This window comes from Bacillus sp. H1a (assembly GCF_000633475.1).
Classification (GTDB): domain Bacteria; phylum Bacillota; class Bacilli; order Bacillales; family Bacillaceae_G; genus Bacillus_A; species Bacillus_A paramycoides.
In genome coordinates, this window is record NZ_AYMH01000070.1 from 57,329 (window position 1) to 83,311 (window position 25,983).

The window sequence follows — 25,983 nt, forward strand, 5'->3', positions numbered from 1 at the left end:
AGACGATGTATTAAAGGAGCGTATTACTCATGCTAGAACAAGGATTAGACTACGTTGTAAAACTGGCTAAGAGCAAAAAGCAAATGCTAGATACAAATCCAATGCAATATTTCATTCGCGCTGCACTTGCGGGCGTTTATATCGGTTTTATTATTGTACTATGTTTTAAATTAGGTAACTTTTTTCATATTGCAAATTCACCAGCAACTTATTTAGCTGCATCCATGTTTTTTGGAATTGCTCTCGTACTTATTATATATGGCGGTGCTGAGTTATTTACTGGCAATACAATGTACTTTACAGTGGCAACTTTAAGAAAAGAAACAACTATTTCTGATACACTTCGCAACTGGGTTGCTTGTTATGCAGGTAACTTAGCTGGCGCTTTATTCTTTGCCTTACTATTTTACGCAACTGGAATTTTCCAAGCAATTGATCATGGTCACTTAATGAATAAAGTAGTTGAAGGAAAGATGAATACACCTACAATGCAATTATTCTTTAAAGCGATTTTATGTAACTGGCTCGTATGTCTTGCTTGCTTCTTACCTTCTCAAGTAAAAGGTGATACAGCAAAAATAATGATGATGATGCTACTTGTTTTCACATTCTTCTTATCTGGTTACGAGCATAGCATTGCAAACTTATCACTGTTTGCTTTATCTTTAGTATCACCACATCCTGATACAATTTCTTTTGCGGGTGCTATTCATAACTTAATTCCAGTTACACTTGGTAACATTATTGGCGGATCGGTATTTGTCGGTATGGTATATCATTACTTAACAAAGAAAGAACCTGATGTTAAGCAAGAAGAAACTGAATTAGTAGCCGCTCAAACAGAGGAAATCATTCCTTTACAAGCTCATATGAAACATTAAAAACTCCAAAGTAAGACTTTGGAGTTTTTAACTCCCTACATATTTAACGACAATATGAGGATGAATTTCCCCTTTTTCTTTCGCTTTCTCAATTCTCTTCTTCATCTGGTGCATACCGATGACATCATTTGTATGAAGGTGAATCTCATTAACATATAAACCTTCCGTACAAAAGGCTTCTACAAAATCTAATCCGCTCTTTTGCCTCCATCCCATGTTAAAGTCAAGAGAAAGGATGTTTATCTTATTACTCCGAACAAATTGTAACGCAGATTCTACTGTAGTTGCCAGAACATATCCGAACGGACAACTTCTTTGATCATCCATATATACATTCATTTTCTAGCTCCTTTCTATTTTGCATATACAACCAACACATAACATATTGCTCCAAGGCTAATAAAAGGACCAAATGGAATTGGGGTTCTTACTTTTATGCGCTTTAATGCTATACCAATTCCAAAAATACAAAGACTAAAGAAAGATGCTAAAAATAAAGTCATAAAAATACCTTTCACTCCTATTATAAATCCGAGTAACGAAAGTAATTTCACATCACCTCCGCCAAGACCATCTGGATAAATCCTTTGCATGCAATATAACAAAATGAATATAGTTCCACTACCAGCTATACTATCTATCCAAGTAACTAACGGTACAAAAATACATTCTAAAATAAGCAAAAATGCAAACCAAATTAAAATACGATTAGGTATTAACATATACACAAAATCTGTAACTGAAATAATAAGTAGTAAAGAAAGAAGCGATAAAATGATGATGAGCTCTCGTTCAATTCCAATTACATATACAGTAAGAAAAAATAAACTCCCTGTAACAAATTCAAATGTTATGTACAAACTTGGGATTTTTCTTTTACAATTCGTACAACGCCCTTTCTGCATACAAAATGAAATGATTGGAATAAGTTCTTTTGGCTTTAACGTATATTTGCAGTAATGACAATATGAACGTGGTGTAATAATAGATTCACCCACTGGAACTCTCATCGCAATCACCATAAAGAAAGAACCAAACACCATCCCTGCTAACAATGCATATAAATAAGTGAACATCCCTTCCTCTCCTTTCCAAAAGAACATAGCAAAAAAAGGAGAGAACTTCTACTTCATATTATCTTTATTCTATTAAAAAAGCAGGCCGTTTTCCGGCCTGCTTTCCCCTATTTTATACGATGAAATATACTGCTTTTAATGGTCCGTGTACCCCGACAACAAGATTCATTTCAATATCTGCAGAATTACTTGGTCCTGTTATAAAGTTGATACAAGATGCCACTGCTTCGCCTTTTTCCACACGAGAGTTCATATGTTGAACTGCTTGCGTAATACGAGGTACAAGTGTTTCACGTGGAATAATAGCAAAGTATACAGTTGGTAGAAAGTGTAAAGAACGCCCTTGTCCTTTATGACTTTGTACAACAATCGTACCAGATTCAGCTAAAGTATAATCACTAAATGCGATTCCGATATTCGCTTTTTCCGCTAAACGCATATTCTCTTCTTTTTTCTCAGGATCCCATACATTTACTTCAACATTTTGTTTCGGAAGCTCTTCTTTGAATAAAGAAGTCAATCCATATGAATCAAAACGTTCATCTGCTGATAATATAATAGGTCCCCCGCCGTTTTCAACGATTACTTTTTGAATATCTTCACGTAAACGGTCGTTTGTCGTTTCCACAACAGTTGTATGAATGTTTGTACATTGATTTTTAAATACTTCTAACAATTCTTCTTGTGAATAATCTTTTAACGTTTCTTCATTCACATTATTTTTCCATACTGGACGTTCTACACCTTCTGTCTTCCGCCCACGTCCGAGTTCTTTTGCGATATTATCTAGAAAGGACTCACGGTTTTGAATTAATCCTGTCATTATTTATCCCCGCCTTTCTTATGATCTTTATACCAATCACGGAATCGTTCTTTACTTGGAGCCGGGAATTCACGAATATCTGTCCAGTTTTTAAGTGGTCCAACACCTTTTGATACGCGGTTACCAGATGTAAATGGACTCATTGCTGCCGGTGCCATTTTCGATCCCATTTTATATAAAGCTGCTGAAGAAGCACCCATGCTAAACATTTTCATTGCTAATTTTTCTGCAAGTGGGGCACGGCCTTCTTGTTCAACGATAACTTGACGATGTTTTAACAATAAATCATGCAATGGAATTTTTACTGGACAAGCTTCTGTACATGCTCCGCATAAACTAGATGCATATGGAAGTTCTTTGTAATCATCATATCCACCTAGAAGTGGTGTTAATACTGCACCAATTGGTCCTGAATAGATAGATCCGTATGAATGCCCACCAACGTGACGATATACAGGACATACATTAACACAAGCAGCACAACGAATACATTGCAGCACTTGACGGAATTCAGATCCAAGAATTTGAGATCGGCCATTATCAACAACGACTAAATGAAACTCTTCTGGCCCATCTACCTCTTCCTCTTGAATTGGTCCTGCTACCGTTACATAACTTGTTAACTTTTGACCTACTGCACTACGACATAGTAAACCAACTAAAACATCTAATTCTTCCATTGTCGGAACCATACGTTCCATACCCATTACTGCAATTTGTGTTTTCGGAATCGACATAACAAGATCGGCATTACCTTCATTTGTTACTAAACAAAGAGAGCCAGTATTTGCAACAGCGAAGTTACAACCTGTCACACCAATTTCTGCATCCATAAATTTCTCACGAAGTTGTTTACGAACAAACTTTGTCATTTCGTATGGATCATCAGAATTTTCATATCCAAGTTTTTCTTTAAACACATCACGAATTTGCATTCTGTTTTTATGAAGTGCAGGCGCAATAATATGTGAAGGCGGATCGTTATCTACTTGCAGGATATACTCTCCTAAGTCACTCTCTAACACTTCACAACCGATTTCTTCAAGCGCATGATTCATACTAATTTCTTCAGTTACCATTGATTTTGATTTTACAACTTTCTTCGCTTGTTTCTTTTTCGCAACGTCTTGAATATACTTTGCTGCTTCCTCTTTCGTTTTCGCAAAGTAAACATGACCGCCTCTTTTCGAAACATTTTCACTTAACTGCATTAAGTAATAATCAAGATTTTCTAGCGTATGCTGGCGAATTTGTTCACCAAGTTCACGCCACTCTTCCCAGTTTCCTAATTCTTCCGCTGCTTTTAATCGATTTGTATATAAACGCGTTTGTGCAGATGATACAGCCCCGCGCATAAACGAATCTTGAATTCCATCGCCTACGCGATCATTAAATTTTTTCTCACTGATTTTCATAGACATAGCTTATGTTCCCCCTTCATGAGCGGCTATTCAATACCTCAGCAATATGCATTACTTTTACATCTTTACCTAAACGCTCAATACGTCCGCCAATGTTTAACAAACACCCACAATCTGCACCGATTAAATAATCAGCACCTGTTTCCATAACACTATCAACTTTCTCATCTACCATTTGCTCAGAAATAGGTGTCATCTTAACTGAAAACGTTCCCCCAAAACCACAACAATTTTGTACGTTTGGTAGTTCTCTTACAGTTAATCCTTTTACATTTGATAATAAAATTCCTGGAGCCTCTTTTACTCCAAGCAGACGTGTCATATGACAAGATTTATGAACAGTTGCTATCCCAGGTAAACTTGCGCCAACATCTGTAACTTTTAAAACATCTACAATAAATTGTGTAAATTCATATGTTTTATCAGCTATCTTTTGTGCACGTTTTGCCCATTTCGGATCATCTTTAAAAACATGTGGATACTCGTGAAACATTGTCGCACAAGAACCGGATGGCGTAACGATATATTCTGCATCTTCGAAAGTTTCAATCATATGTTTCATCGCTTCTTTTGCTGCTTCTACGTGGCCGCTATTATAAGCAGGCTGACCACAACAAACTTGTGCTTCTGGAAATTCAATTTCACAACCTAAACGCTCCAATACTTCTACTGTTGCCTTACCGACATTTGTTTCAAACATATCGACTAGACAAGTAACAAATAAAGTAACTTTCATAATTATTATTCCCCCTCATTACAACTTCGCCAACAATCATATGGTCATCAGATGACTTGAAAAGAAGAAATAGGCTCAACCATAGCCTAACTCTCCCTCTTCTAAAGAAAACGCTTACTCAATCTTTCTCTATTTTATCAGAAAAATGGAATTTTAAAAGATTAAATTACGAATTTATATCGCTTTTACCTATGACAATATGTTCTACATTTGTTAAATGATCTAGCATTGCTTGCTGTGCTAATTCCACATCTTGCTTTAACACCGCATCATATATAACTTGATGCTCTTCTAAAAGTCGTTCTGCTGTTGTTTGTTCACCATATAAAATAATGCGTCTTGATTCACCAATCGTTTCAGCAATCATTTCTGAAACATGATTCATGAGTTCAAGTAGAATGTTATTATGTGAAGATTGTGCAATTCCCATATGGAACTGAAAGTCTGCTTTTTCACCAGCTTTCTCATCTCCAACGCTCTTTGCCATTTCATCTAACCAATGCTTCATATTTTGTAAATTATCTTCCGTACGTTTTGCCGTAGCTGCTCGAACTGCCCCCACTTCAAGCACCTTTCGTACTTCTAATAAGTTCAAAATATCCTCTTTCTTCATTAACAACCTATTATTTAATGATTTCGTTAATGAAGAAGAATCGAAATTCTTCACATATGTACCTTCTCCTTGCTTCATTTCAATTAAGCCCATTGCCCTTAGCGCACTTAGCGCTTCACGAACAGCAGATCTACCAACTTGAAACTGCTCGGCTAATTGATGAACAGGAAGTAGTTTGTCACCAGGTTTTAGTGTGCCATTTTTAATCATTGTTAAAATAGCTTCAGATACTTCTTCGTAAATTTTTTTCGGTTTAATAGATTTGTACTCCAGTTAAATCACCTCAGTATCTTCCAAACAACAATTGAAACGATTTATAAGAATTTAGCATCCATAACTATTTTAGAACGAATTAGTAAGAAGTACAAATGTTTTGTTCATAAAATAGTCAAATTCTTAATATTTATTGGATATTAATTAATATCTTTCCGTGCAATTATTAACTCTCAATATAGAGAGCATGTCCCCAAAGTTAGAACATGCTCTCCTCATCTTGTACTTTTAGTTTAATAATAACTGTCGTTCCCTTACCTTTTTCACTTTCTATTCTCCACTGTCCATCATGTATATGAACAATTTGCCTTACAATTGCAAGACCTAAACCTGTTCCACCATGCTGACGACTTCTAGCTTTATCTACTCGGTAAAAACGCTCACCAAGATTTTCTAAATGCTCTATATCAATACCTATTCCCGTATCTTTTATTTTCAGCTCACAATAATCATCTTTCTTATCTAAGCTTATTATGATATCCCCGTTTTGATTTGTGTACCGTATCGCATTGTCTAACACGTTGTGAAGTACTTGTTGCATACGATCCTCATCAATCATTACGATAATTTCAGGATTTAAATCCGTTGAAATACGAAACTTTTTTTCTATAAATTGTAACTCATAAGTATCTAGTACATCTTCAATAAGCTGTGAAAAAACGATAGGTTGCTTCTTTAGAGGAAAATGTTCACCTTCTAATTGTGCTAAATCTAATAAATCATGAACGAGTCGCTGCATGCGATCTGCTTCTTTATGGATGAGCTGCGTTACTTTTTCCTGCTGCGGTCCTTTTGCTACACCGTCTAAAATGGCTTCACTATATCCTTTAATATAACTAAGTGGTGTTCTAAGTTCATGCGAAACATTAGCTAAAAACTCCTTACGCTTTACGTCTTCTGCCTCTAAAGAATTTGCCATTTTATTAAATGCTTTTCCCAATCGTCCAATCTCATCTTCTGAAGAAATCGTAATCCGCTCTGAGAAATCTCCGGTAGCAAGATGATTCGCGACCCGTTCCATTTGTGAGAGCGGCTTCGTAATCGCAATAATAATTTTTCTACCAACCCATATCGTAATTAAAATCATTGCAATTGCTAACGGCGCTAAAATAAGACCCATATCAAATATCAAGTCTTTTATACTTTTTAAAGGAATATAAGAGTATACAATTCCAACTAATTTTTTATTATCTAAAACAGGGATGACAACACCCATAATATTACGATCAAAATGCTCTTCATATCCTATCTTTGTCACAGTTTTCCCATCTAGTAGCGCTTGTCTATCTCCTTCACTTATAAGAGAATGATGGTGCACATCAAAAGGCAAACAAGCACTTAAATCACGTGGATTATACACAAAAAGGACGTCTGAACTAGATATTTGATCATATGCCCTTACTTTCTCTTCAAAAGTGGATATTCCTTCACGTTTATCATATTGCGTGGCGAGACGCTTTCCTTCCATTACTAATGAATCTTTTAAATTATCGACGTATAACTTTTCATACGAGTATAAAGATACAAAATAAAGAAAGGAGACTGTTACACATACTGCACATACTACTGTAAGCCAAAGCTTTTGTACCATCGTAAACATACGTTACACCTCAAATTTATAGCCTACACCCCAAACTGTTTGAATGTAGTTTCCACTTTCTCCGAGCTTCAAACGCATCGTTTTCACATGCGTATCTACTGTTCTTGTACTTCCTGCATAATCATATCCCCACACCTTTTCAAGTAATTGCTCACGACTAAATACTTGTCCATTATGTTGGCAAAGAAAATATAGTAAATCAAACTCTTTTACCGTAAGAGAAATCGACTCTTCATTCGTCTCGATTCTCCTACTTTTTTCATTTATAAGGATCGGTCCAAATTGAATCTCTTCTTGCTGCTCTTGCTTTGTATACCGTCTTAAAACAGCTTCCATACGAGCAATTAGTTCACCGGGACTAAATGGCTTTACAATATAATCATCTGCCCCCATCCGTAAGCCGTTCACCCTATTCCACTCTTCACCTTTTGCAGTTAAAAATATAATAGGTACATCTGACGTTTTTCGAATCTCTTTACAAACTGAAAGCCCATCCATCTCTGGCATCATAATATCCAATACAACGAAATCATAATGATCCGTCTCTAAATTTCGGAGCGCCTCTTTCCCATTTTCAGCTTCTCCCCACTCGTATCCGAAGTTATCCAAGTACATACCGACAAGTTGCCTCATATCACTTTCGTCATCTACAACTAGCACTCTATATTTACTCATTGTCCTTTCCCTTCTCTCTCTATGAGCTGAAACGGCCCTTTTCCGACTTTAATTGTTTGTTTTATTTTCATATTCTTTATATCCATTACGCATACTTCATCACTATCATAACTAGCTACATATCCTTCTGCACCACTTTTCAAAAATGCAAATGGATTAGATCCTACTTCTGTAGATCCTACCTCTTGATATGTACTTGCATCAAACTTTCTAAGCATATTAGAACCATGACTTAATGCATATACGTACTTATCATCCCTCGCTATATTCACAGGCATAAACGGAGCGTGTAAAGAGCGTACCATCTCTCCACTCTGTAAAGAATACACTAATACTTTCTCATTCACTTGATTTCCATCACCATGTCCGCCAATCCATATTTCTTTCCCATTAGCACTAACCGTCGCTCCTGTTGATGCCGGCGGAATCATAAAGGATTGTATAACTTCTTTTTTCTTCGTATCAATTGTCGTTAGTTTCGTATCATAAAAGTTCAATACAGATAACTGCTTATTATGCTCTACCATCGTTAACGGTCCTTTTCCTGTTGAAACACTACCCATCTCTTTCCCTTTTACCGTAAAGAACCTTACCTTTTGTTCATTTTGATCGGCAGCAAATAATTGTTTTCCATCTTCTGATGCGATAACATTAGCAATTCCTTTTCCAGTCTTGTATTTGTCTACTTGTCTTCCTTCTGCCAGTGAGTATACATACATATATTCTAACTGCTTGCCATAAACAAGTATGTCCTCACCATCTCGAAGTAGTGTAACCCCCGTAATCGGTTCATTCAATTCCCATGTTGTTATTAGCTTCTTTGTTTTTTTATTAATAAAACTAATACTACCTTCTTTTATATTAGTTGTTATAATAACACTTTTATCTTTAGCAATTGGTGTATACGAACTTCCTTGGCACCCTACTAATAGAAATAAAAAACAGAGAAGAACAAAATACTTTCTCAAAAGATTCCCTCCATCTTCGGATGATTTCGTTATAATTGTAAAATAACAAATAAATGTGTGGAAAATGTGAAATCTTCCATTATTAATAAACTTACATATATAATGTACAACAAATAGAATTTGAGGTGTGCAAATTATGCTTTTTCCTGATTTAGCAAATAAAATTGTACGTGAAGTACGCAGACTAATTACTGAAAACATTATTATCATTAATATACAAGGATTTATTATCGCAAGTACAGATGCAGCGACAATTGTTACTGCAAATCCTGGATGTCTATTACAAATGAAACTAGGTATTGAACATGAAAAACTCTCTCATAAAATGCGAGGAATTCATATTGTAGACTTATTATTAGAAGCAATTGAAACCAACTCGTAATAACTCGTAACATACGTAACAATAGGAAAACGGCTATCTCTTTCGTCTATGTAAAGAGATAGCCGCTTTTTTGTCCGCTACAAAATTAAGAATATGTTACTTTATAATAAAAAAGAACAACAGAAACATTACAGTTTTGTAAAAAACAATCCAGTATATTCCTCAAAAAAACACATGAACCGTTGATACAATAGGATTCTCATTCTTTCATATAGGAAACTTCATCCAAAAAATCTCCATTTTTAGCAAGGCTGAAAATGCGGAAAATTCCTTTTATACTCTAGCTTTCTCCTCTCTCCTCTTCTCTACTAATCTAGGATAAATTAGGTAAATTTTAAGTCTATGAATTTTTTTCCATCTTTTTTCTTGCAAATTATATGCTACGATGAATTTGTCAGTCGGACAGGCTGTCAAAAACAAATCGTGTGAAAACAATTTAAAACTTTATATAGGGGGACACACACATCATGAAAAAGCGTGTTTTATTATCTGTAGCTGCTGCAACAGCTCTTACTCTAGGAGTATCGTCTTTAGATGCACAAGCTGCAACAGTACAACCATCTAACATAAATGTTCAAAATATTCAGCATTCTAAAGTTGTTATGAAGCAAATGAGCCAACAAGAATTACAAGCATTCTTACAATCTATGGGAATCGAATCTTTAGCACAATGGAATCAAGGACAGTTCCAACAAGGTTGCTTCATTCCTGGTCAACAGCCTACTGAAAATGTTGTTACTGAACAACCAACAGCTAAACCAGAAACTCAAAAACCTGTAGAACAAAAGCCTGTAGAACAAAAGCCGGCTGAAGAAACAGCTAAACCAGAAGCTCAAAAACCTGCTGAAAATAACAGTACACAAAACAATAACAATCAAAACGAAACTCAAAAACCTGCTGAGCAAAAGCCTGCTGAAGAAGCAAAATCTTTAAGCGAATTCGAACAACGCGTTGTTGAATTAACAAACGCAGAGCGTACAAAACAAGGCTTACCAGCATTAAAAATCGATACTGAATTAAGCAAAGTAGCACGTATTAAATCTGAAGATATGCAAAAGAATAACTACTTTGATCATAACAGTCCTACATACGGGTCTCCGTTTGACATGATGAAGAAATTTGGTATTTCTTATAAATCTGCGGGCGAAAACATCGCCCAAGGTCAACGTACACCAGAAGAAGTTGTACAAGCTTGGATGAACAGTGCTGGACACCGTGCAAATATCTTAAATAGCGGCTTCACTCACATCGGTGTTGGCTATGTAGAAAGCGGAAACTACTGGACACAACAATTTATTACGAAGTAAATAGAAAAAAAGAGTCTTCTCCTAGAAGACTCTTTTCTATGTTTCATAGCTTTCTAATATGTATGCGTATAAAATGTAGAACATAAACAAAATAGCCCCACAGCTGATTACACTAATTAACAGATAAAATCCCCACTTCAAGTTCAAAAATAACGACAACAATATGCTGCATGCCATCACTTGAAAGATTCGTCTACTAACTAAACGAATTTTTTGTAATTTAATCGGTTCTTTCTCAGTACCCTTCGCCTTTTTAAACTCTTTGCTAAGCATAAAAAGAAACATACTAATTCCAATTGTTAGTCCTGTTTGAAAGGATATAATACTTCCTAAATTAATCAAGAGAATGAGCATATGAATAAACAACATAAATAAAGTAACACTCTTTATAAATCCACTTATAATGAACTGCTCTCCTTTATTAAACTTATATATATTATGTGAAATAATATACACTAATCCATGTAAGAAAATAATAAGACAAGGAATAAATAATATAACAACTTGTTTACTCATAAACTCGTTTGGCACACCACTCTCGTTCCAATGTACTGCCATGCGACTTGATAAATATGGATAGAGGCATAGAGTAAATAAAAGACAAGCGAAAAATATTCCTAGTATATATTTATATTTGACCAAGTGATTCTCACCTCTCTTTTCTCTTTACGGCTTCGCCTATTTTAGAGAAATCCCTGCAAAAATCTACCTTTCTCAATGTAAAACTTACATTTTACGCATTTGTTCTTTGAAATTCTTTCATTTTATTGTTTAAACTTGTAGGGAACGGTACTTCAACTTCGATCTCTTCTTTCGTAATTGGATGCAAAAAATTAATTTTCATCGCATGCAACGCTTGGCGGGACATATATTTTGTTTGTCCACCGTATAATACATCCCCAACTAATGGATTTCCATTATAGCTCATATGAACACGGATTTGATGAGTTCTACCGGTTTCTAATTGTAACGTTACAAGGGTAGTATCTTGCTTCTTAAAATATTTCTCTACTTTATAATATGTTATAGCTTGGTCACCCTTTTCAGATACGCGGCGCCTTGTAGCGTGATGTCGATCTCTTCCGATGGCCGCGTCAATTTTGCCCTGCTTCTTTTTTACTTTCCCTTCAACAAGTGCCGTATACGTTCTTTTGATCTTTCGTTCCATTAATAGACGATCCATAATCGCACCAGCGATTCTATGCTTCGCGAATACAACTCCGCCTGTCGTATCTTTATCTAGCCGATGAATATGACGAACCTTCGTCTCTAAACCTTGCATTTGAAAATGAAAAGCAACAAGATTTGCAAGTGTTCCCGTCCCATTTTTTTCAGAAGGATGCGTATCCATTTGCTCCGGCTTATTTACAATGATTACGTGATCATCTTCAAACACTACATCTAATTCACCGTATTCCGGCTCTACGCCGTACTCCTCCTCCATAAACATATGAACTTGCAACTTATCTCCTTCTTTTAAAAGTTCACTCCATCTCCTCTGTTCGCCGTTAATTGTAACGCCTTTTTCCATACGAAGCTGATGTAATAACTTTTTCGGTACTTCCCATTCTACTTTTAACAACGAATCAATGCTTATACCATTCCATATCGCTGGAACCATAATTTCGCACCATTCGCCCTTTTTCTTCGTTTCCATACTATATCACCTTATTTCTATTGATTCCCCTATTGTAACGGAAAACACTATATGATGCACCGTCAAAAATAAAGGGCAGCCTACAAATAGACTGTCCTTTACGCTCTAATCCTTTTCATTTCCTGCAACACTTCTTCAGCTTTTTGTTCATACGATAAATCTTTAAAGAAATCCGCCAATCGTTTATAGTCGTTGTACGTATCTAATAAGTCGTCTATCTTCTCTACTTTCATAACTTGCTGTTTTTGCTTCATTTTTACTGGATAACGATACCCCGATACTTCTTGTATTTTGTAATATTCTTCCTCTACTTGAATAACCTTTACAAGTTCCTCCTCTTCCGCATCCATCGTATACCCGTCAAATTCTCTAAGCAACTCATATATAATATGAGTCCATTCATCTTTTGGATAAAACCCTTTTTCTAACCGATAACCGACAATGCGATACATATGCCCATCGTTTTCAGCAAACTGTACTGTATCATTTAGCTTAAACTTAAAATAACGAAACATTGCCTTCACCTACTTGTATGTATTGTTCTTATCACATACTATTTGCAAAATATAGGCCTTGCTATTCATAAAAAAATACTCATCTTATAGATGAGTATTTTTTACGATGATTTTTCTCTTTTCTTTCGAAATGGTAACCACCAGTTCCAATCTCCAAACAATTTCATTAAACTTGGTACAAGCATAAGTCGAATAATTGTTGCATCAAGAAATATCGCTAACGCAACACCAATACCCATCTGCTTTACTGGTAAAATATCAGTAAAGGCGAACGCACCGGTAACAACAATCATAATTAAAGCAGCGGACGTAATGATGCGGCTTGTCGAGACAAGCCCTTCTAGCGTTGCTTGATCGTTATCTCCTGTTTCCTCATATAACTCATGGATTCGTGAAATAAGAAATACTTCATAATCCATGCTTAGTCCAAATACGAGACCGAAAATGAAGATTGGCAAAACAAATAGAACTGAACTCTCATCTAATCCGAAATGACCACCTTCAAATAACCAAATAACAATTCCAATTGTTGCACTTAAACTAAGTACATTCATAATAATCGCCTTTATTGGAATGAGTATAGAACGGAATGCGAATAATAAAATAACAAAGGTTGATCCAAATATAACAGACATACCAATTGCAACTTTATCTTTAATTTCATCTTCTAACTCTTGTTGGAACGTTGTCATCCCGCCTAAATAATAAGTAACATCGTTTTCTTTATAATTCTTTTTGAAATCACGAACCCATTGTTTAGCCGTTTCCGTACGTGGTTTTGTATCTAGGAAAACTTGAATCGTCGTCTTATTCCCTTTCGTATACGCTTCAAGTACAGGAGCTATTTTCGCCGCTTCCGGTGATTGTAACATTCCCGCAACTTGATCTGCTTTCATTCCATTTAGCTCGTTATATACACTTTTCACCTTATATACTTGCTTATCATCTTTTAGCTTTTGAACGACATTTTCTACCTTTTGTAAGCTTTCTTTTTCTGTTATATCGTTCTTCGTCTCTACTACTAAAGTAACATCGGCGTGTGTTTTGACAGTCTTATTAAAGGCTTCTTCATACTTCTCAAATGCAACTCTCGTATCACTCTTTTCTGGTAATGCTTCGACACCAGGAAACTGCAAATTAGCTGTACGTAGTGGTAATAAGCAAATAACAATAAATGTTGTAACAGCAACAATCATTACGATTGGATGTTTCATTACAAACTGCGCAAATTTACGCCATACATTCGATGGAGTAGGTGCTACCTGATTCTTTTTTAATATTCTTTTTCCGATTAAAGATAACAGTGCAGGAAGGAGTGTGAGTGAAAATAAAATACTCATAATGACAACAATCATCCCGCTAATGGCAACAGATTGAATATAGTCTATCTTAAAGAAAAATAAACCGGATAAGCCGACGAATACACATAACCCTGAAAATACGATAGCGCGTCCCGCGGTTTGATACGTAATCGCGATTGCCTCTTTCACTGTTCTCTTCGCAACTTCCTCTCGAAAGCGATTTACAAATAACAGTGCAAAATCAATTGATAATGCGAGCCCAATCATCGGTGCAACATTTAACACGAAAATAGATAGCTCTTTATCAACGCCGATAAAATATAAAATCCCCATCGTACTAATTACACTTAGTAGCCCATTTAAAATCGGTAAAATAGACGCAAGCAGACTACCAAATGAGAATAATAGTACGAGAAAAGCAATAGGTAAACCGATCATCTCTGCTACTTTTAAATCATTTTGTGTTCTTTCATTAATCTCTTGATTAATTTTCGGATACCCTGTCGATGTTACTTTTAATACCGCACTACTTTTTTTCTTGATTTCATCAGCAAATTGCAATGTCTTTTCCATTCGATCTTTATTTGTTTTCTCGGAAAATAAAATCGTCGCATAACCGATATCATCTTGTAACATCTCTTTATTTTCTATTGGATGATGGAAAGACTCATATGTTTCTTTCTCTTGAATATGTTTTATTATTCCCTCTATACCTTTCTGAAACTCCTCATGTGAAGCATCCTTGTTCTTCTCAAAAACGAGTAAAAGTGTATCCTGAGACTGCTTAAAATCTTTATCTAAAATTTCTTTCGTCTTTTGATAATCTCCTTCTGTTTGGAAACCATCACCACCTAATACTCCTGGAAGCTTCGGAGCAAAAATACCGAGCGCTATCGCTAATACTATTAATGCTACGATTACTGTATAACGAAATTTATACAAAAAAGCCCCTAACTTCCCCCACTTATCAATTTTATGTACATTTGTCTTCACACATTTCCACCTACTTTATATAATTCCATTGTCACTTATACTGTATCATATCTTTGTATAAACAAAAAATGTCTGGAAACACTATAATGATAGTTTTTCCAGACATTTTTCTATCTCTCTTTATTAAGCTGAAGCCTCTCGGTAAGTAAACGATGACAATAAATAGCTATAATTAACAGAATCCCCCCTACACAGTAACCTGCTAAAATATCAGTCGGATAATGAACATTTAAAATAACTCTACTTAATCCAACCAATATAATTAATATGCCCAGCAAAATCGTAATACCACATTTCCCAGCTACACTCTTCAAATTGGCAGCAATGATATAGGCAAGAAAACCAAATGTCATAATAGATAGCATTGCATGTCCACTTGGGAAGCTATATCCAAGTGCGTCAAGTGCCTCATTTAATGACGGACGGTCTCTTTTTACAATTTCTTTTATCCCTTTATTAACAAGATGTGTCGTTAATATAGCCATTGGATACACAATCATAGCAGCATAATAACGTTTTTTCCAAAAAACGAGCAAACTTATAATTAGTGTCGCTATAACTCCAATTGCAGATCCTAACTTTGTAACGTATGTGAAGAAAGTAAGTGAGCTTTCTGTTTGTAATCCTTTTACCATCCCGCGGACATATGTATCCACTGCTGTAACTCCGCATGCTTGTACTCTCCAAGCGATAATGCCGAATAAAGCAAGTAATAAAATCATACACATGAACTCATATCGATGTAACTTTTTCTTCAAACGATTTCCTCCTACTTATGAAAAAATGCGATTTCTATTTAGAAACCGCATTTTCTTACTTATTTACCTTTTGTTTTTAACTCTGTCCAGTAACGATCGTAGTCCTTTAACTTATCATCTACATCAACAAGCCATTCTGTACGATTTAATTCTTCTGGTGATAAGAAGATCATGTGGTTATCACGATATTCTTTACTATGAAGAGAACGAGCTTTTTCATTTGGATTACTGTAACCAATTGACTCGTAGTTTTTCACACTTACTTTTTCATCTAATAAGTAGTTCATAAACTTCTCTGCAAGTTCTTTATGTTTTGCACCTTTTGGAATCGCTAACGTATCAGCCCAAATTGTACCGCCTTCTTTTGGTACAACGTATTCTACATCTTTATTATCTTTTGCGATAAATGCTGCATCCCCAGACCATACAGTACCGATCCACGCATCTTCTGTAATGAATTTTTGTTTAATGTTATCTGTATCAAATGCTAATAAGTTTGGAAGTAGCTTCTGTAAATCAGTAGCTGCCGTCTTTAACTGTGCATCCTCTTTTGTACTATTAGAGAAACCGTTTTTCTTAAGTCCCATTCCTAATACTTCACGAGAATCATTTAATAAAGTAACATGTCCTTTATATTTATCGTTCCATAAATCAGCCCAGCTTGTAGGTGCTTCTTTCACATACTTTTTATTGTATGCAATTCCTGTTACACCCCAAGTATATACTAGAGAGTATTTATTCTCTGGGTCAAATGGAGGTGTTTTAAAGTTAGAAACTAGATTTTCGATATTTGGAATATTCTTCTTATCTAGCGGCTCTAATAAGTCCATTTTCGCCATTGTTTTAACCATGTAATCAGATGGCTGAATTAAATCGTATTTCGCACCGCCAGCTTGTAATTTTGCAAGCATTTCTTCGTTACTTGCGTATTTATCATAGTTAATTTTCACGTTATATTTCTTTTCAAAATCCTTTAGAACTTGCTCATCAAAATTATCAGCCCAGCTATAAATATTTAATTCTTCTTTCTTCTCGCCGCAACCAGCAAGTACACCTGCAACAAGACTGAAGCTAATTGCTGCACCAGCTAATCTCTTCATTAATTTCATCGGTTTGTTACCCCCTCGTACTTTCTATATCATTCGTATTATAAAGGAAGGTGTCCTCCAGAGTTTTCTTCACCATCTGCACCTTTGTTACGGAAGATTTCAGATAAAACCATTAATCCTACGATAACAACAATTAAAATTGTAGAAAGAGCATTAATTTCAGGTGATACTCCGCGCTTAACCATACTGTAAATGTATAATGGCAATGTTGTTGATCCTGGTCCTGATACGAAGAAACTAATTACAAAATCATCAATTGATAATGTGAATGTTAATAGTGCTGCTGAAACAACTCCCGGCGCAATGGCTGGAAATGTTACATAACGAAACGTTTGCCATGGCGTTGCACCTAAATCATTTGCAGCCTCTTCTAAATCACGTCCCATACTAGAAAGACGTGCCGCTAAAATAACAACAACAAATGAAATACTAAATGTAATGTGCGCAATAATAATCGTTACTTGTCCAAGTTCCATACCTAATTGGCTAAATAAGATTAGTAAAGATAATCCCATTAAAATATCAGGAATTAAAATTGGTAAGTATACAAGGCCGTTAATAGCCCCTTCAAAACGATATTTATAACGATGTAATGCAATTGCAAAAATCACACCAAGAATGGTCGTTACAACCGTCGTTATAATCGCGATCGTCATACTATTTACAAACGCATCAATAACATCTTGTTTTTGAAATAAATCTGTATACCAATGGAATGTAAAGCCTTCCCATTCCGCATTAATACGGGAATCGTTGAAGGAATATACCATTAAAACCATCATCGGAAAATACAAGAATAATAAAATTAACCAAGAATAAGAAACTAAAAACTTCTTCATCGTTGCCTATTCCCCTCCGTTCTCATCATATTTATATACCTTCGTTGCACGATAATATAAGTAAATTAACAGAACAGAGAATAGAACAACGATAATTGATAACGCAGAACCAAACGGCCAGTCACGCGCACCTAAGAATTGGTTTTGAATTACGTTTCCGATTAATGCTACTTTCGATCCGCCCATTACATCTGATACAACAAACATTCCAATAGAAGAAACGAATACTAAAATAGAACCAGTAGCAACTCCTGACATTGTCATCGGTAATGTTACATTCCAAAATGCCTTTACTGGTGTTGCCCCTAAATCATAAGCTGCTTCTAGCTTGCGCTTATCAAGCTGCTCAATAGCCGCATACACTGGTAAAATCATAAATGGTAATAAAGAATAAACCATCCCTAGTACTACAGAAGGTGTATTATATAGTAAATTTAAAGGCTCACTAATAATACCTAGTTTCAATAGCAATGTGTTTACAAGACCTTGTGAACGTAAAATAACAATCCATGCGTATGAACGAACAAGGAAGTTAATCCAGAATGGAATCGTTGCTAATAATAATAGAATGGAACGATATTTACGATCAACAATTGTAATTGTATACGCAAATGGATAACCGATTAATAAACATAGTACTGTTGTAATAACAGCTATCTTTACTGTTTCCCATAACGTACCCATATACAGCGGATCAAACACACGCACTATATTATCTAGCGTAAACTGCATTTCCACTGTCCCGTATGCTCCGCGCTGTAAAAAGGCGAATGCTAATACGAATAGAAGCGGAAATAAGAAAAAGATTAACAGCCACGTGACCGTAGGTAATGCGAGTAATTTCCCTTTTTTCAATTTAAGGTCACCTCGTCCTCTTGCTCCCAGCCTACGTATACATTATCTCCAATGCTCCACTGCGCTGCTTCTTCAGCAGTTTGGTATGCCATTAGTAATTCCGATGTTTTCTCATCACGTACATAAAGCTTTTCCATATTTCCAACAAACTCAATATCTTCAATATGCCCAAGATGGTATTCTTTTAAAATTGGTTGCTCAACCGAACGAACTTTTACATTTTCAGGGCGAACTGCTACGTAGTTTTCCCCATTTTTCACGATATTATTTTCACCGATGAACGTTGCAACGAACAACGTTTTCGGTTGATTATAAATTTCTTTAGGCGTGCCGACTTGTTCGATATGCCCTTTATTCATAACGACAATACGATCACTCATGCTCATCGCTTCTTCTTGATCGTGCGTTACATATATGAACGTAATTCCTAAATTACGTTGTAAGTTTTTCAATTCACGTTGCAAATCTTTTCTTAACTTAAAGTCAAGCGCTCCAAGTGGCTCATCTAATAGTAATACACGTGGGTTGTTTACAATTGCCCTAGCAATTGCTACACGTTGCTGCTGTCCACCAGAAAGCTTCGAAGGTTTACGATTACGGAACTCAAGTAACTGCGTTAAACGCATTGCCTCTTCAGCACGTTCTTTCTGCTCTGCTGCTGGTACTTTTTGCATTTTCATACCGAAACAAATATTTTTTTCGACATTCATATGTGGGAATAGTGCGTAATGTTGGAACACTAAATTCATATGACGCTTGTACGGCGGCAAATCATTTATTTTTTCATCGTCTAATAAAAGATTCCCTTTAGTTGGAGTTTCAAAACCCGCGATCATACGAAGTAAAGTCGTTTTCCCGCAACCACTCGGTCCTAAAATCGTTAAAAATTCTCCTTCTTTAATGTCTAAAGAAAGAGGTGGGATAATCACTTGATTTCCAAAATGTTTTTCTACTGCTTCAACTTTAATAATCTTTTTCATTTTCCCGTCCTATCTACCTTAAATTTAAATTTTTATATTCATGAATAAATATTTATGTTCTATAGACTATTTTTTGTTTCGATCCAAACAAAAATGGTTATTTAGCAAGCGTTCTCTTCTATTCTTTATGTAGTATGTTTGATTCATTTTCGCACGATACATATGTCGAACAGAAAAACCCCTTCCATTGCGAAGGGGCTTTTATCATACGGCTACGCCTACTGATAAACACCATCATCATTTTAACAACTTTCGTATAAATTTTAAAGCACTTTTTGTAGAAGAATAACGAATTTTCATATCGAACGCTGTAGATTGGGACAAAATGCTTTTATAATGGGAAAAAGTTCGAAAACTTTCTTTACCATGGTATCCTCCTAATCCACTGCTTCCAACGCCCCCAAAAGGTAAATATGGCGTTGCAAGATGATATACAACATCATTTATACATCCTCCGCCATATGAAATATTTCTAGTAACCTTCTCTTGTACACCTTTATCCTCAGAAAATACATATAGTGCTAACGGCTTTGGATGTTGCTGAATCGTTTCAATTACATCTTCTATTTTGTCATATTCTAGTATTGGTAAAATCGGGCCAAAAATTTCATCTTCCATCACAGAGTCTTGCCATGTAACATTTGTTAATACTGTCGGCTCAATATGTAACGTTTCTTTCTTATAATTCCCACCAATCACTGGATTACCGTCTTGTAAAAATGTACATAAACGTTCAAAATGACGCTCACTCACAATTCGTACGTAACTGTCATTTTGTAAAGCATCTTTTCCATACTGCTCTGCGATTTCATGTCGCAATGCCTTGATTAACTGTTCTTTCACTGACGAATGAACGTACATATAATCAGGCGCTACACATGTCTGCCCAGCATTCAAAAACTTGCCCCAAACAATACGTCTTGCCGTTACATCTAGCTTTGCATCTTTATGTACAATACATGGACTTTTCCCACCAAGTTCTAACGTAAGAGGCGTTAAATTTTTCGCCGCTGCTCCCATGACAACTTTCCCCACACCAACACTACCTGTAAAGAAAATATAGTCAAATGGTTCCTTTAACAAAGCCGTACTTTCTTCAACACCACCTTCTACTACCGCCACAAGTTCTTCTGTAAATAACTCTTCTAACATTTTCACAAGAACCTTTGAAACATTTGGCGTTAACTCAGAAGGCTTTAAAATAACTGTGTTTCCCGCTGCTAGGGCTCCAACAAGAGGCGCGATTGCTAATTGAAACGGATAATTCCATGGTGCGATAATAAGCGTTACACCGTACGGTTCTGGCACTATTTTCCCCTTTGATCCAAAATGCGTAAGAGCTGTTCGAACACGTCTTGGTTTACTCCATGATGAAATATGTTGCATTTGAAAAGAAATTTCTTTTAGCACATATCCGATTTCAGTTGTAAACGATTCGTGAATTGACTTATTTAAATCTACTTTCAGTGCTTGAAAAATTTCATCCTCAAAACGCTGAATCCCATCATAAAGCTTCTGTAAATTACTCTTTCTTATTTCTACACTTCTCGTATGTCCTTTATAAAAATATTCCTTTTGCTTATTTACAATAGAAGAAATACTCATTCATTCACCTTCTCCCACTATTTTTATCCAGTTCTTTCATTATTTATATAGAAATAACATATAAAACTTTTTCATTCGTAAAGTTACATTATATATAACTTTTTCTTTTATATAAAATTCATTGCTCAAAAAAACTACCGAAAGAAAATCCCTCGGTAGTTTTACTGTATTAACGATATAAACGAACAGCACCTGCAGAATTATCATCAGCTTGTCCTACTACTTCAAACTTCAGACCAAGATTCGGTAAAATACGTCCTGCATCTGGGATTTGCTCATTGATATACTTTTTAGAATCATCAAACTTCGGTACTCCTGGTAATCCATTGTAAACAAATGTTCCACGCGTTGGAGATACAACTTTCCAAGCTGGCGTTTTATCGAATGAGAACGCCGCATCAGCGATTTGGAATCGTGTACTACTTTTGAATGTTGGTTTGCCATTTAAAGTTCCTGCAATTGCTTCTGGATGAGAGTCAACTACACCAAGGAAACCATGCCCTGGATGCACACCAACCCAGTTATCTGTGTAAGCTGAATCCGCGTACCATACAACCATACCAGTGTTATATTCTGGACCGCGAGCAAATTTCAACGCGTTATCTGAACCAGCATAGTTTCTCCACTCTACATAGTAGTTATGTTTTTTCTTCTCTGTTCCGTTAGATACAACGAAACCATTTAATTTAAATTGTGATGTACCTTCTGCATCATCGGAGAATGCAACTTTACCATCTACTGTTAATGACGCATTATCAAGAGCGAATCCGTTTAACGCTAAACCACCATCAGTAATGTAATCAAATGTTAATTTCACTTTCTTACCTTTGAACTGACTTAAATCATATGATTTATCAATCCATTTTCCATTTGTCGTAGCTGCATTTCCACTATTTGCTTTCTCGCCAAGCCTTTCAATTAACGTTTGTTGACCGTCTTCTGTTACAGCGTGTACTTCAAGGAAATCATACTCTGCTTCAATCTCATACAATGACTTAAAATCAAATTTAGCAGTCGTTGCATTTGTTAAATCGAACAGAGGTGTTTCCATCTTTGTATGAAGATCGTCACCTTTTGTGCTGTAGTAATATTGTTTACCGAATGCTGGATCAATCGTTTTTACATCTTTATCAGGTAAGTTAACACGAATCAAACCTGGTCGATTAGATTTCGTAACACTTTGGTCTAAGTACGTTGCAAGACCGATACCTTTATTTAATTTCTCGTAATCTACTTCTACGATATTCGCCCAGTTACCACCGATTGTTTTTTGAAAGAATTCTTTATTTTGTGGTGATAAACTCGTTGGCGTTGTTCCTGCGATTTTACCAGCCCAGCTTCCGCCACTCATAATAGACCAAGCTTCAACCGGCTCACCATTACCGCTATATTGCGTATCATACTCATCCGGAAGACCTAAATCATGACCATATTCATGTGCGAATACACCAACTGCGCCATCTTCTGGTTCAATTGTGTAGTCGAATGCTGCCATCTTTCCGCCCCAATATGGAACTTTCGCCTGTGTACCTTCAATTGCAAATGGTTTTGGCCCAACTGTCCAACGATGTGACCAAATTGCGTCGTCGCCTAATTTACCGCCACCTGCTTCTTGTCCAACACCCGCATGAATAATCATTAAGTGATCGATTAAACCGTCCGGTTGATTTTGATTTCCATCACCATTTACATCGTATTGATCGAACTGATCAAACTGTGATAAATCAAGTCCGCTATCTACAGCCGCTTTTAATGCATCTTTTACTAGATCACGTGGTCCTTTTGGTCCTTTATTATCATGACCTGTTGCTGCATCAGCACCGTAATCAGCTGCTTTACCAGGAACCGTTAACCATTTTGTAACTGTTCCGTCCACTGTGTAGCTACCACCAGATTGCTCTTCATAATATTGTTTAAACGTTTCAATTTTACTTCCATCATCTAGCGTAAACGGCTCGTTACCGAATAACATTTTTTCATAATGTTCTTTATTAAAATCTTTCGAATACATATAACCAGGCTCTTTATCAATATTGTTATGTTTGAAATCAGCGTACTCTACAAGTAAAACAAGTACTTTATCTTTACGAACTTCACCGTTATACTCTTTTTGCTTAGCAGGTGAAGTTGGCACTTTACCATTTAGACCGCCTTTAACTGGTCCTGTCGCTGCTGGTGTACCTGTCGCTGGTTGCTCTGATTTTTCTTTCGTATCTGCCTTTGCATCTTTCACTTTCTTTAAAAAATCAGATGCTTCTTTCGTAAGTTGGTCCCCATTTGCTTCTTCTTTTCCGGGATTTTCACCCTTTTTCTTCTCTACATACTTTTCAACAGCTTTCTTTGTTTCTGTCTCCGAAGCAGATGAATCAATTACCCCACGTTCTTTTAGCGCATTTGCTAATCTCTCTTCTGGGATTAAGTGGTCATCAACTGGGCTCGTAGCTGTCTTATTCACAGGCGTTTCTGCATACGCAGATTGGCTTCCAGCGCCAAATGAAAGGCCTAAAGCAGCTGTCAAAGCAATTGTTGATAACACTTTAAATGGTTTCTTTTTCATCCCTTATTTCCTCCCCTAATATAAAATATGTATTACATATTGAATTTTATTAAAAATTCAATATTTTTTCAATATTTAGTCATATTATGTAATTTTTTTAATATATTTGTAAAAATTTCTTAGTCAGTATATAAATATATTACAATTTATTAATGTTTTCTGAAAATATTGATAAATCATAGCGAACACTTTATAATTTTTACTGAGGGAATTTAATGGGGATTTTATCTACACAATATTCGATAATTTGACACATAAATATAAAATTCGGTTCAATTATCGTCTACTATGTAGCTGCAATTATGACCAATAATTAGGGAGGAATCACACTTGTACAAAGATAAGGCGGACTCACTAGATCCAGAATGGATTGATTTAATACTTGAAGCCCTAGATTCTGGTATTGCCCTGCAAGAGATCGAATACTTTTTTCAACGTATGAAGCAAACGAGCCAAGCACAATAGCCTCGTTCTTTTTAACGAAGTTTATGTTATAATAATGACATCATAAGACGACTACACATTGATAGAAAGGTGCGCAAATATGATTGGAGAACGTATAAAACGCCTTCGTTTACAAAAAGGGATTTCATTAACAGAACTCGCCGAAAAAGCTGGTGTCGCTAAATCTTACATTAGTTCCATAGAACGGAATTTACAAAAAAACCCTTCCATTCAGTTTCTTGAAAAAATTGCAGCAGTTCTACAAATTCCAGTTGATACTTTACTTCATGATGAAACAACAACGGAAAGTCACCTGGACTCCGAATGGACACAACTTGTTAAAGATGCAATGAGCTCCGGCGTCTCAAAAGAACAGTTCCGTGAATTTCTAGAATTTACACAGTGGAAGCAAAATCAAAAATAATATATATATAAAGGAGCGTATAAGACTAGCGCTCCTTTTTTCTTTATAAAAAAAAAGCGGGAGATACCCGCTTTTTGATTTATTATTTTTCTTCGCCATCTGTTTGGCTCGCGTTGAATGTCCATTCTAAGTCTAATGAATCGCCTTGGAATTTATTTTGATCTTTACCATCATCTTCGAATACAAATTGTACCCATAGATAGTCTTCTGTCCCAGCTTCTAAACCGCCTTTTTCACTCCATTCAGGAGCAAAAACATCTTTAGCAACAACGTCTGGATCTAACGTTTGTAATTCTGCTAATGTTGTTTCATAAACAGGTTCACTTTCTTTATCCCAGTTCCAAATGAATTTCACTTTAATATGCTTACCAAAGTCTTCTCCAGCATTATCGCCTTTTGCATCTTTCACAGAATACTTTGTCGCTAATTTAACGTCTTTAATCGCTAAAGTACCGCTATTCTTTAATAAGAACTCTTTCTTAACAGAATCCCCTGGTTTTAAATTGTCAATATTTACAAGCGTTTTAGGGTTTAATGTAAGATCTAACGTCCCAGCTGCAAATGTATTGTTTGATACTTCTTTATCGCTAAAGTAAGCAAATGTTCCTCCACCAATTAAAGATAACCCCAATGCTGCTGATGCAACTCCCATACCTAATTTCTTTTTCAGACTCACAATCAATTCCCCCTAGCCGTTTTTTGTATTTTTACATTGCTATCTCTTATTTGAAATAAGAGATGTAACTAAAACTATATTAGCTAAGCTAATATTTGTTCTTTTTTAAAGACCTTATGTTCATTATAACGAACAAATCTATGTAAACACAATATATATTTTAAATTATTTTTATTTCTCAATATTGTTTTGATTTTTCAGAAAACAAAAGGTTAATACTTTACTAATTTAGCACTTGTTCCACACTCAAATACATTTTATAAGAAAAAGAAAGTAAGACAAAAAGGTGAGGGCTGACGTTCCCTCACACTCATATAAACATTAATATTTTTTATAGCTATTTACAGCTTATTCATTCGTTTTCTCTTGCACCACATTATTATTTTTCAGTTGTTTCACTGGATCAGTTGAAGTAGCCTTTTCATACTCCATTTGATCAGACTGTTTATCTGTTTATCTGTTTCTATTTTTTCTGTTCTTCTTGCTTCTTCTGCTCTTCTACTTTCTTCTGTTCT

At 35.7% G+C, this 25,983-nt stretch carries 26 protein-coding genes; 5 read left to right on the plus strand and 21 right to left on the minus strand.

All coding sequences use genetic code 11. The annotated features are described in order from the left end of the window. Positions 1 to 29: 29 nt before the first annotated feature. Positions 30 to 881, plus strand: coding sequence for a formate/nitrite transporter family protein (locus U860_RS0127160; RefSeq protein ID WP_025150996.1), 852 nt, complete (start codon positions 30 to 32; stop codon positions 879 to 881). Positions 882 to 908: 27 nt separating this feature from the next. On the opposite strand, the gene U860_RS0127165 is transcribed toward U860_RS0127160, so the two are convergent. From U860_RS0127165 to U860_RS0127205, 9 genes are all read right to left on the minus strand, one after another. Further along, positions 909 to 1,220, minus strand: a complete 312-nt coding sequence (locus U860_RS0127165; RefSeq protein ID WP_025150997.1) for a cyclic-phosphate processing receiver domain-containing protein — start codon at positions 1,218 to 1,220, stop codon at positions 909 to 911. A 14-nt stretch (positions 1,221 to 1,234) separates the two neighbouring features. After that, a complete protein-coding gene (locus U860_RS0127170; RefSeq protein WP_025150998.1) occupies positions 1,235 to 1,957 on the minus strand; it encodes an A24 family peptidase in 723 nt (240 codons plus the stop codon). A gap of 112 nt (positions 1,958 to 2,069) precedes the next feature. Then, on the minus strand, positions 2,070 to 2,780 hold the full coding sequence (locus tag U860_RS0127175; protein ID WP_025150999.1) for a lactate utilization protein C: 711 nt from the start codon (positions 2,778 to 2,780) through the stop codon (positions 2,070 to 2,072). After that, the gene (locus tag U860_RS0127180) at positions 2,780 to 4,201 is read right to left on the minus strand and encodes a LutB/LldF family L-lactate oxidation iron-sulfur protein (RefSeq protein ID WP_025151000.1); all 1,422 of its coding nucleotides are present in this window, start codon (positions 4,199 to 4,201) and stop codon (positions 2,780 to 2,782) included. Before U860_RS0127180 ends, U860_RS0127175 begins: the two co-directional genes overlap by 1 nt. A gap of 16 nt (positions 4,202 to 4,217) precedes the next feature. Beyond that, positions 4,218 to 4,937 carry a (Fe-S)-binding protein gene (locus U860_RS0127185; protein WP_025151001.1) on the minus strand — a complete coding sequence of 240 codons (720 nt, stop codon included), beginning with the start codon at positions 4,935 to 4,937 and terminating at the stop codon, positions 4,218 to 4,220. Between the two features lie 166 nt (positions 4,938 to 5,103). Further along, a complete protein-coding gene (locus U860_RS0127190; protein ID WP_275887071.1) occupies positions 5,104 to 5,793 on the minus strand; it encodes a FadR/GntR family transcriptional regulator in 690 nt (229 codons plus the stop codon). Between the two features lie 229 nt (positions 5,794 to 6,022). Then, the gene (locus U860_RS0127195; RefSeq protein WP_025151003.1) at positions 6,023 to 7,423 is read right to left on the minus strand and encodes an ATP-binding protein; all 1,401 of its coding nucleotides are present in this window, start codon (positions 7,421 to 7,423) and stop codon (positions 6,023 to 6,025) included. A gap of 3 nt (positions 7,424 to 7,426) precedes the next feature. Then, positions 7,427 to 8,098, minus strand: coding sequence for a response regulator transcription factor (locus U860_RS0127200; protein WP_025151004.1), 672 nt, complete (start codon positions 8,096 to 8,098; stop codon positions 7,427 to 7,429). Further along, complete coding sequence (locus U860_RS0127205; protein ID WP_025151005.1) at positions 8,095 to 9,066, minus strand: hypothetical protein; 972 nt, start codon at positions 9,064 to 9,066, stop codon at positions 8,095 to 8,097. Before U860_RS0127205 ends, U860_RS0127200 begins: the two co-directional genes overlap by 4 nt. A gap of 136 nt (positions 9,067 to 9,202) precedes the next feature. On the opposite strand from U860_RS0127205, the gene U860_RS36660 reads away from it, so the two are divergent. Further along, positions 9,203 to 9,448, plus strand: a complete 246-nt coding sequence (locus U860_RS36660) for a sugar diacid recognition domain-containing protein (protein ID WP_025151006.1) — start codon at positions 9,203 to 9,205, stop codon at positions 9,446 to 9,448. Between the two features lie 467 nt (positions 9,449 to 9,915). Then, complete coding sequence (locus U860_RS0127215) at positions 9,916 to 10,755, plus strand: CAP domain-containing protein (RefSeq protein ID WP_025151007.1); 840 nt, start codon at positions 9,916 to 9,918, stop codon at positions 10,753 to 10,755. A gap of 36 nt (positions 10,756 to 10,791) precedes the next feature. Here U860_RS0127215 and U860_RS0127220 read toward each other — a convergent pair whose 3' ends face one another. From U860_RS0127220 to inhA1, 11 genes are all read right to left on the minus strand, one after another. Further along, positions 10,792 to 11,397 carry a DUF1648 domain-containing protein gene (locus U860_RS0127220; protein WP_025151008.1) on the minus strand — a complete coding sequence of 202 codons (606 nt, stop codon included), beginning with the start codon at positions 11,395 to 11,397 and terminating at the stop codon, positions 10,792 to 10,794. A 91-nt stretch (positions 11,398 to 11,488) separates the two neighbouring features. Continuing rightward, on the minus strand, positions 11,489 to 12,412 hold the full coding sequence (locus U860_RS0127225; protein ID WP_025151009.1) for an RluA family pseudouridine synthase: 924 nt from the start codon (positions 12,410 to 12,412) through the stop codon (positions 11,489 to 11,491). Between the two features lie 98 nt (positions 12,413 to 12,510). Next, a complete protein-coding gene (locus tag U860_RS0127230) occupies positions 12,511 to 12,927 on the minus strand; it encodes a hypothetical protein (RefSeq protein WP_002170941.1) in 417 nt (138 codons plus the stop codon). Between the two features lie 101 nt (positions 12,928 to 13,028). Beyond that, on the minus strand, positions 13,029 to 15,221 hold the full coding sequence (locus U860_RS0127235; protein WP_025151010.1) for an MMPL family transporter: 2,193 nt from the start codon (positions 15,219 to 15,221) through the stop codon (positions 13,029 to 13,031). Between the two features lie 110 nt (positions 15,222 to 15,331). Next, a complete protein-coding gene (locus U860_RS0127240; protein ID WP_025151011.1) occupies positions 15,332 to 15,979 on the minus strand; it encodes a phosphatase PAP2 family protein in 648 nt (215 codons plus the stop codon). Positions 15,980 to 16,038: 59 nt separating this feature from the next. Continuing rightward, the gene (gene potD / locus U860_RS0127245) at positions 16,039 to 17,088 is read right to left on the minus strand and encodes a spermidine/putrescine ABC transporter substrate-binding protein PotD (RefSeq protein WP_025151012.1); all 1,050 of its coding nucleotides are present in this window, start codon (positions 17,086 to 17,088) and stop codon (positions 16,039 to 16,041) included. 38 nt (positions 17,089 to 17,126) lie between these two features. Beyond that, entirely contained in the window at positions 17,127 to 17,927 is an 801-nt protein-coding gene (gene potC, locus U860_RS0127250; RefSeq protein ID WP_025151013.1) for a spermidine/putrescine ABC transporter permease PotC, read from the minus strand. 6 nt (positions 17,928 to 17,933) lie between these two features. Continuing rightward, the gene (potB, locus tag U860_RS0127255) at positions 17,934 to 18,782 is read right to left on the minus strand and encodes a spermidine/putrescine ABC transporter permease PotB (RefSeq protein WP_025151014.1); all 849 of its coding nucleotides are present in this window, start codon (positions 18,780 to 18,782) and stop codon (positions 17,934 to 17,936) included. Next, positions 18,779 to 19,762, minus strand: a complete 984-nt coding sequence (potA, locus tag U860_RS0127260; protein ID WP_025151015.1) for a spermidine/putrescine ABC transporter ATP-binding protein PotA — start codon at positions 19,760 to 19,762, stop codon at positions 18,779 to 18,781. The genes potB and potA overlap by 4 nt, the downstream gene beginning before the upstream one ends. 237 nt (positions 19,763 to 19,999) lie before the next feature. Further along, on the minus strand, positions 20,000 to 21,367 hold the full coding sequence (locus U860_RS0127265) for an aldehyde dehydrogenase (protein WP_025151016.1): 1,368 nt from the start codon (positions 21,365 to 21,367) through the stop codon (positions 20,000 to 20,002). Between the two features lie 169 nt (positions 21,368 to 21,536). After that, on the minus strand, positions 21,537 to 23,924 hold the full coding sequence (gene inhA1 / locus U860_RS0127270; RefSeq protein ID WP_025151017.1) for a M6 family metalloprotease immune inhibitor InhA1: 2,388 nt from the start codon (positions 23,922 to 23,924) through the stop codon (positions 21,537 to 21,539). 330 nt (positions 23,925 to 24,254) lie between these two features. Between inhA1 and U860_RS0127275 the strand changes: the two genes are divergently transcribed. Both U860_RS0127275 and U860_RS0127280 read left to right on the plus strand, forming a co-directional pair. Further along, a complete protein-coding gene (locus U860_RS0127275) occupies positions 24,255 to 24,389 on the plus strand; it encodes an anti-repressor SinI family protein (RefSeq protein WP_002170932.1) in 135 nt (44 codons plus the stop codon). Between the two features lie 79 nt (positions 24,390 to 24,468). Further along, on the plus strand, positions 24,469 to 24,792 hold the full coding sequence (locus tag U860_RS0127280) for a helix-turn-helix domain-containing protein (protein ID WP_002170931.1): 324 nt from the start codon (positions 24,469 to 24,471) through the stop codon (positions 24,790 to 24,792). 82 nt (positions 24,793 to 24,874) lie between these two features. On the opposite strand, the gene calY is transcribed toward U860_RS0127280, so the two are convergent. Continuing rightward, positions 24,875 to 25,468, minus strand: a complete 594-nt coding sequence (gene calY, locus U860_RS0127285; RefSeq protein ID WP_025151018.1) for a biofilm matrix protein CalY — start codon at positions 25,466 to 25,468, stop codon at positions 24,875 to 24,877. Between the last annotated feature and the right edge of the window lie 515 nt (positions 25,469 to 25,983).

Coding starts and splice junctions, on each gene's coding strand:
- inhA1 (WP_025151017.1), bottom strand. CDS start 23,924: ATGAAAAAGAAACCATTTAAAGTGTTATCAACAATTGCTTTGACAGCT.
- U860_RS0127195 (WP_025151003.1), bottom strand. CDS start 7,423: ATGTTTACGATGGTACAAAAGCTTTGGCTTACAGTAGTATGTGCAGTA.
- U860_RS36660 (WP_025151006.1), top strand. CDS start 9,203: ATGCTTTTTCCTGATTTAGCAAATAAAATTGTACGTGAAGTACGCAGA.
- U860_RS0127230 (WP_002170941.1), bottom strand. CDS start 12,927: ATGTTTCGTTATTTTAAGTTTAAGCTAAATGATACAGTACAGTTTGCT.
- U860_RS0127185 (WP_025151001.1), bottom strand. CDS start 4,937: ATGAAAGTTACTTTATTTGTTACTTGTCTAGTCGATATGTTTGAAACA.
- U860_RS0127280 (WP_002170931.1), top strand. CDS start 24,469: ATGATTGGAGAACGTATAAAACGCCTTCGTTTACAAAAAGGGATTTCA.
- U860_RS0127200 (WP_025151004.1), bottom strand. CDS start 8,098: ATGAGTAAATATAGAGTGCTAGTTGTAGATGACGAAAGTGATATGAGG.
- potC (WP_025151013.1), bottom strand. CDS start 17,927: ATGAAGAAGTTTTTAGTTTCTTATTCTTGGTTAATTTTATTATTCTTG.
- potA (WP_025151015.1), bottom strand. CDS start 19,762: ATGAAAAAGATTATTAAAGTTGAAGCAGTAGAAAAACATTTTGGAAAT.
- potD (WP_025151012.1), bottom strand. CDS start 17,088: ATGAAATTAATGAAGAGATTAGCTGGTGCAGCAATTAGCTTCAGTCTT.
- U860_RS0127170 (WP_025150998.1), bottom strand. CDS start 1,957: ATGTTCACTTATTTATATGCATTGTTAGCAGGGATGGTGTTTGGTTCT.
- U860_RS0127160 (WP_025150996.1), top strand. CDS start 30: ATGCTAGAACAAGGATTAGACTACGTTGTAAAACTGGCTAAGAGCAAA.
- U860_RS0127215 (WP_025151007.1), top strand. CDS start 9,916: ATGAAAAAGCGTGTTTTATTATCTGTAGCTGCTGCAACAGCTCTTACT.
- U860_RS0127225 (WP_025151009.1), bottom strand. CDS start 12,412: ATGGAAACGAAGAAAAAGGGCGAATGGTGCGAAATTATGGTTCCAGCG.
- U860_RS0127180 (WP_025151000.1), bottom strand. CDS start 4,201: ATGTCTATGAAAATCAGTGAGAAAAAATTTAATGATCGCGTAGGCGAT.
- U860_RS0127175 (WP_025150999.1), bottom strand. CDS start 2,780: ATGACAGGATTAATTCAAAACCGTGAGTCCTTTCTAGATAATATCGCA.
- U860_RS0127265 (WP_025151016.1), bottom strand. CDS start 21,367: ATGAGTATTTCTTCTATTGTAAATAAGCAAAAGGAATATTTTTATAAA.
- U860_RS0127165 (WP_025150997.1), bottom strand. CDS start 1,220: ATGAATGTATATATGGATGATCAAAGAAGTTGTCCGTTCGGATATGTT.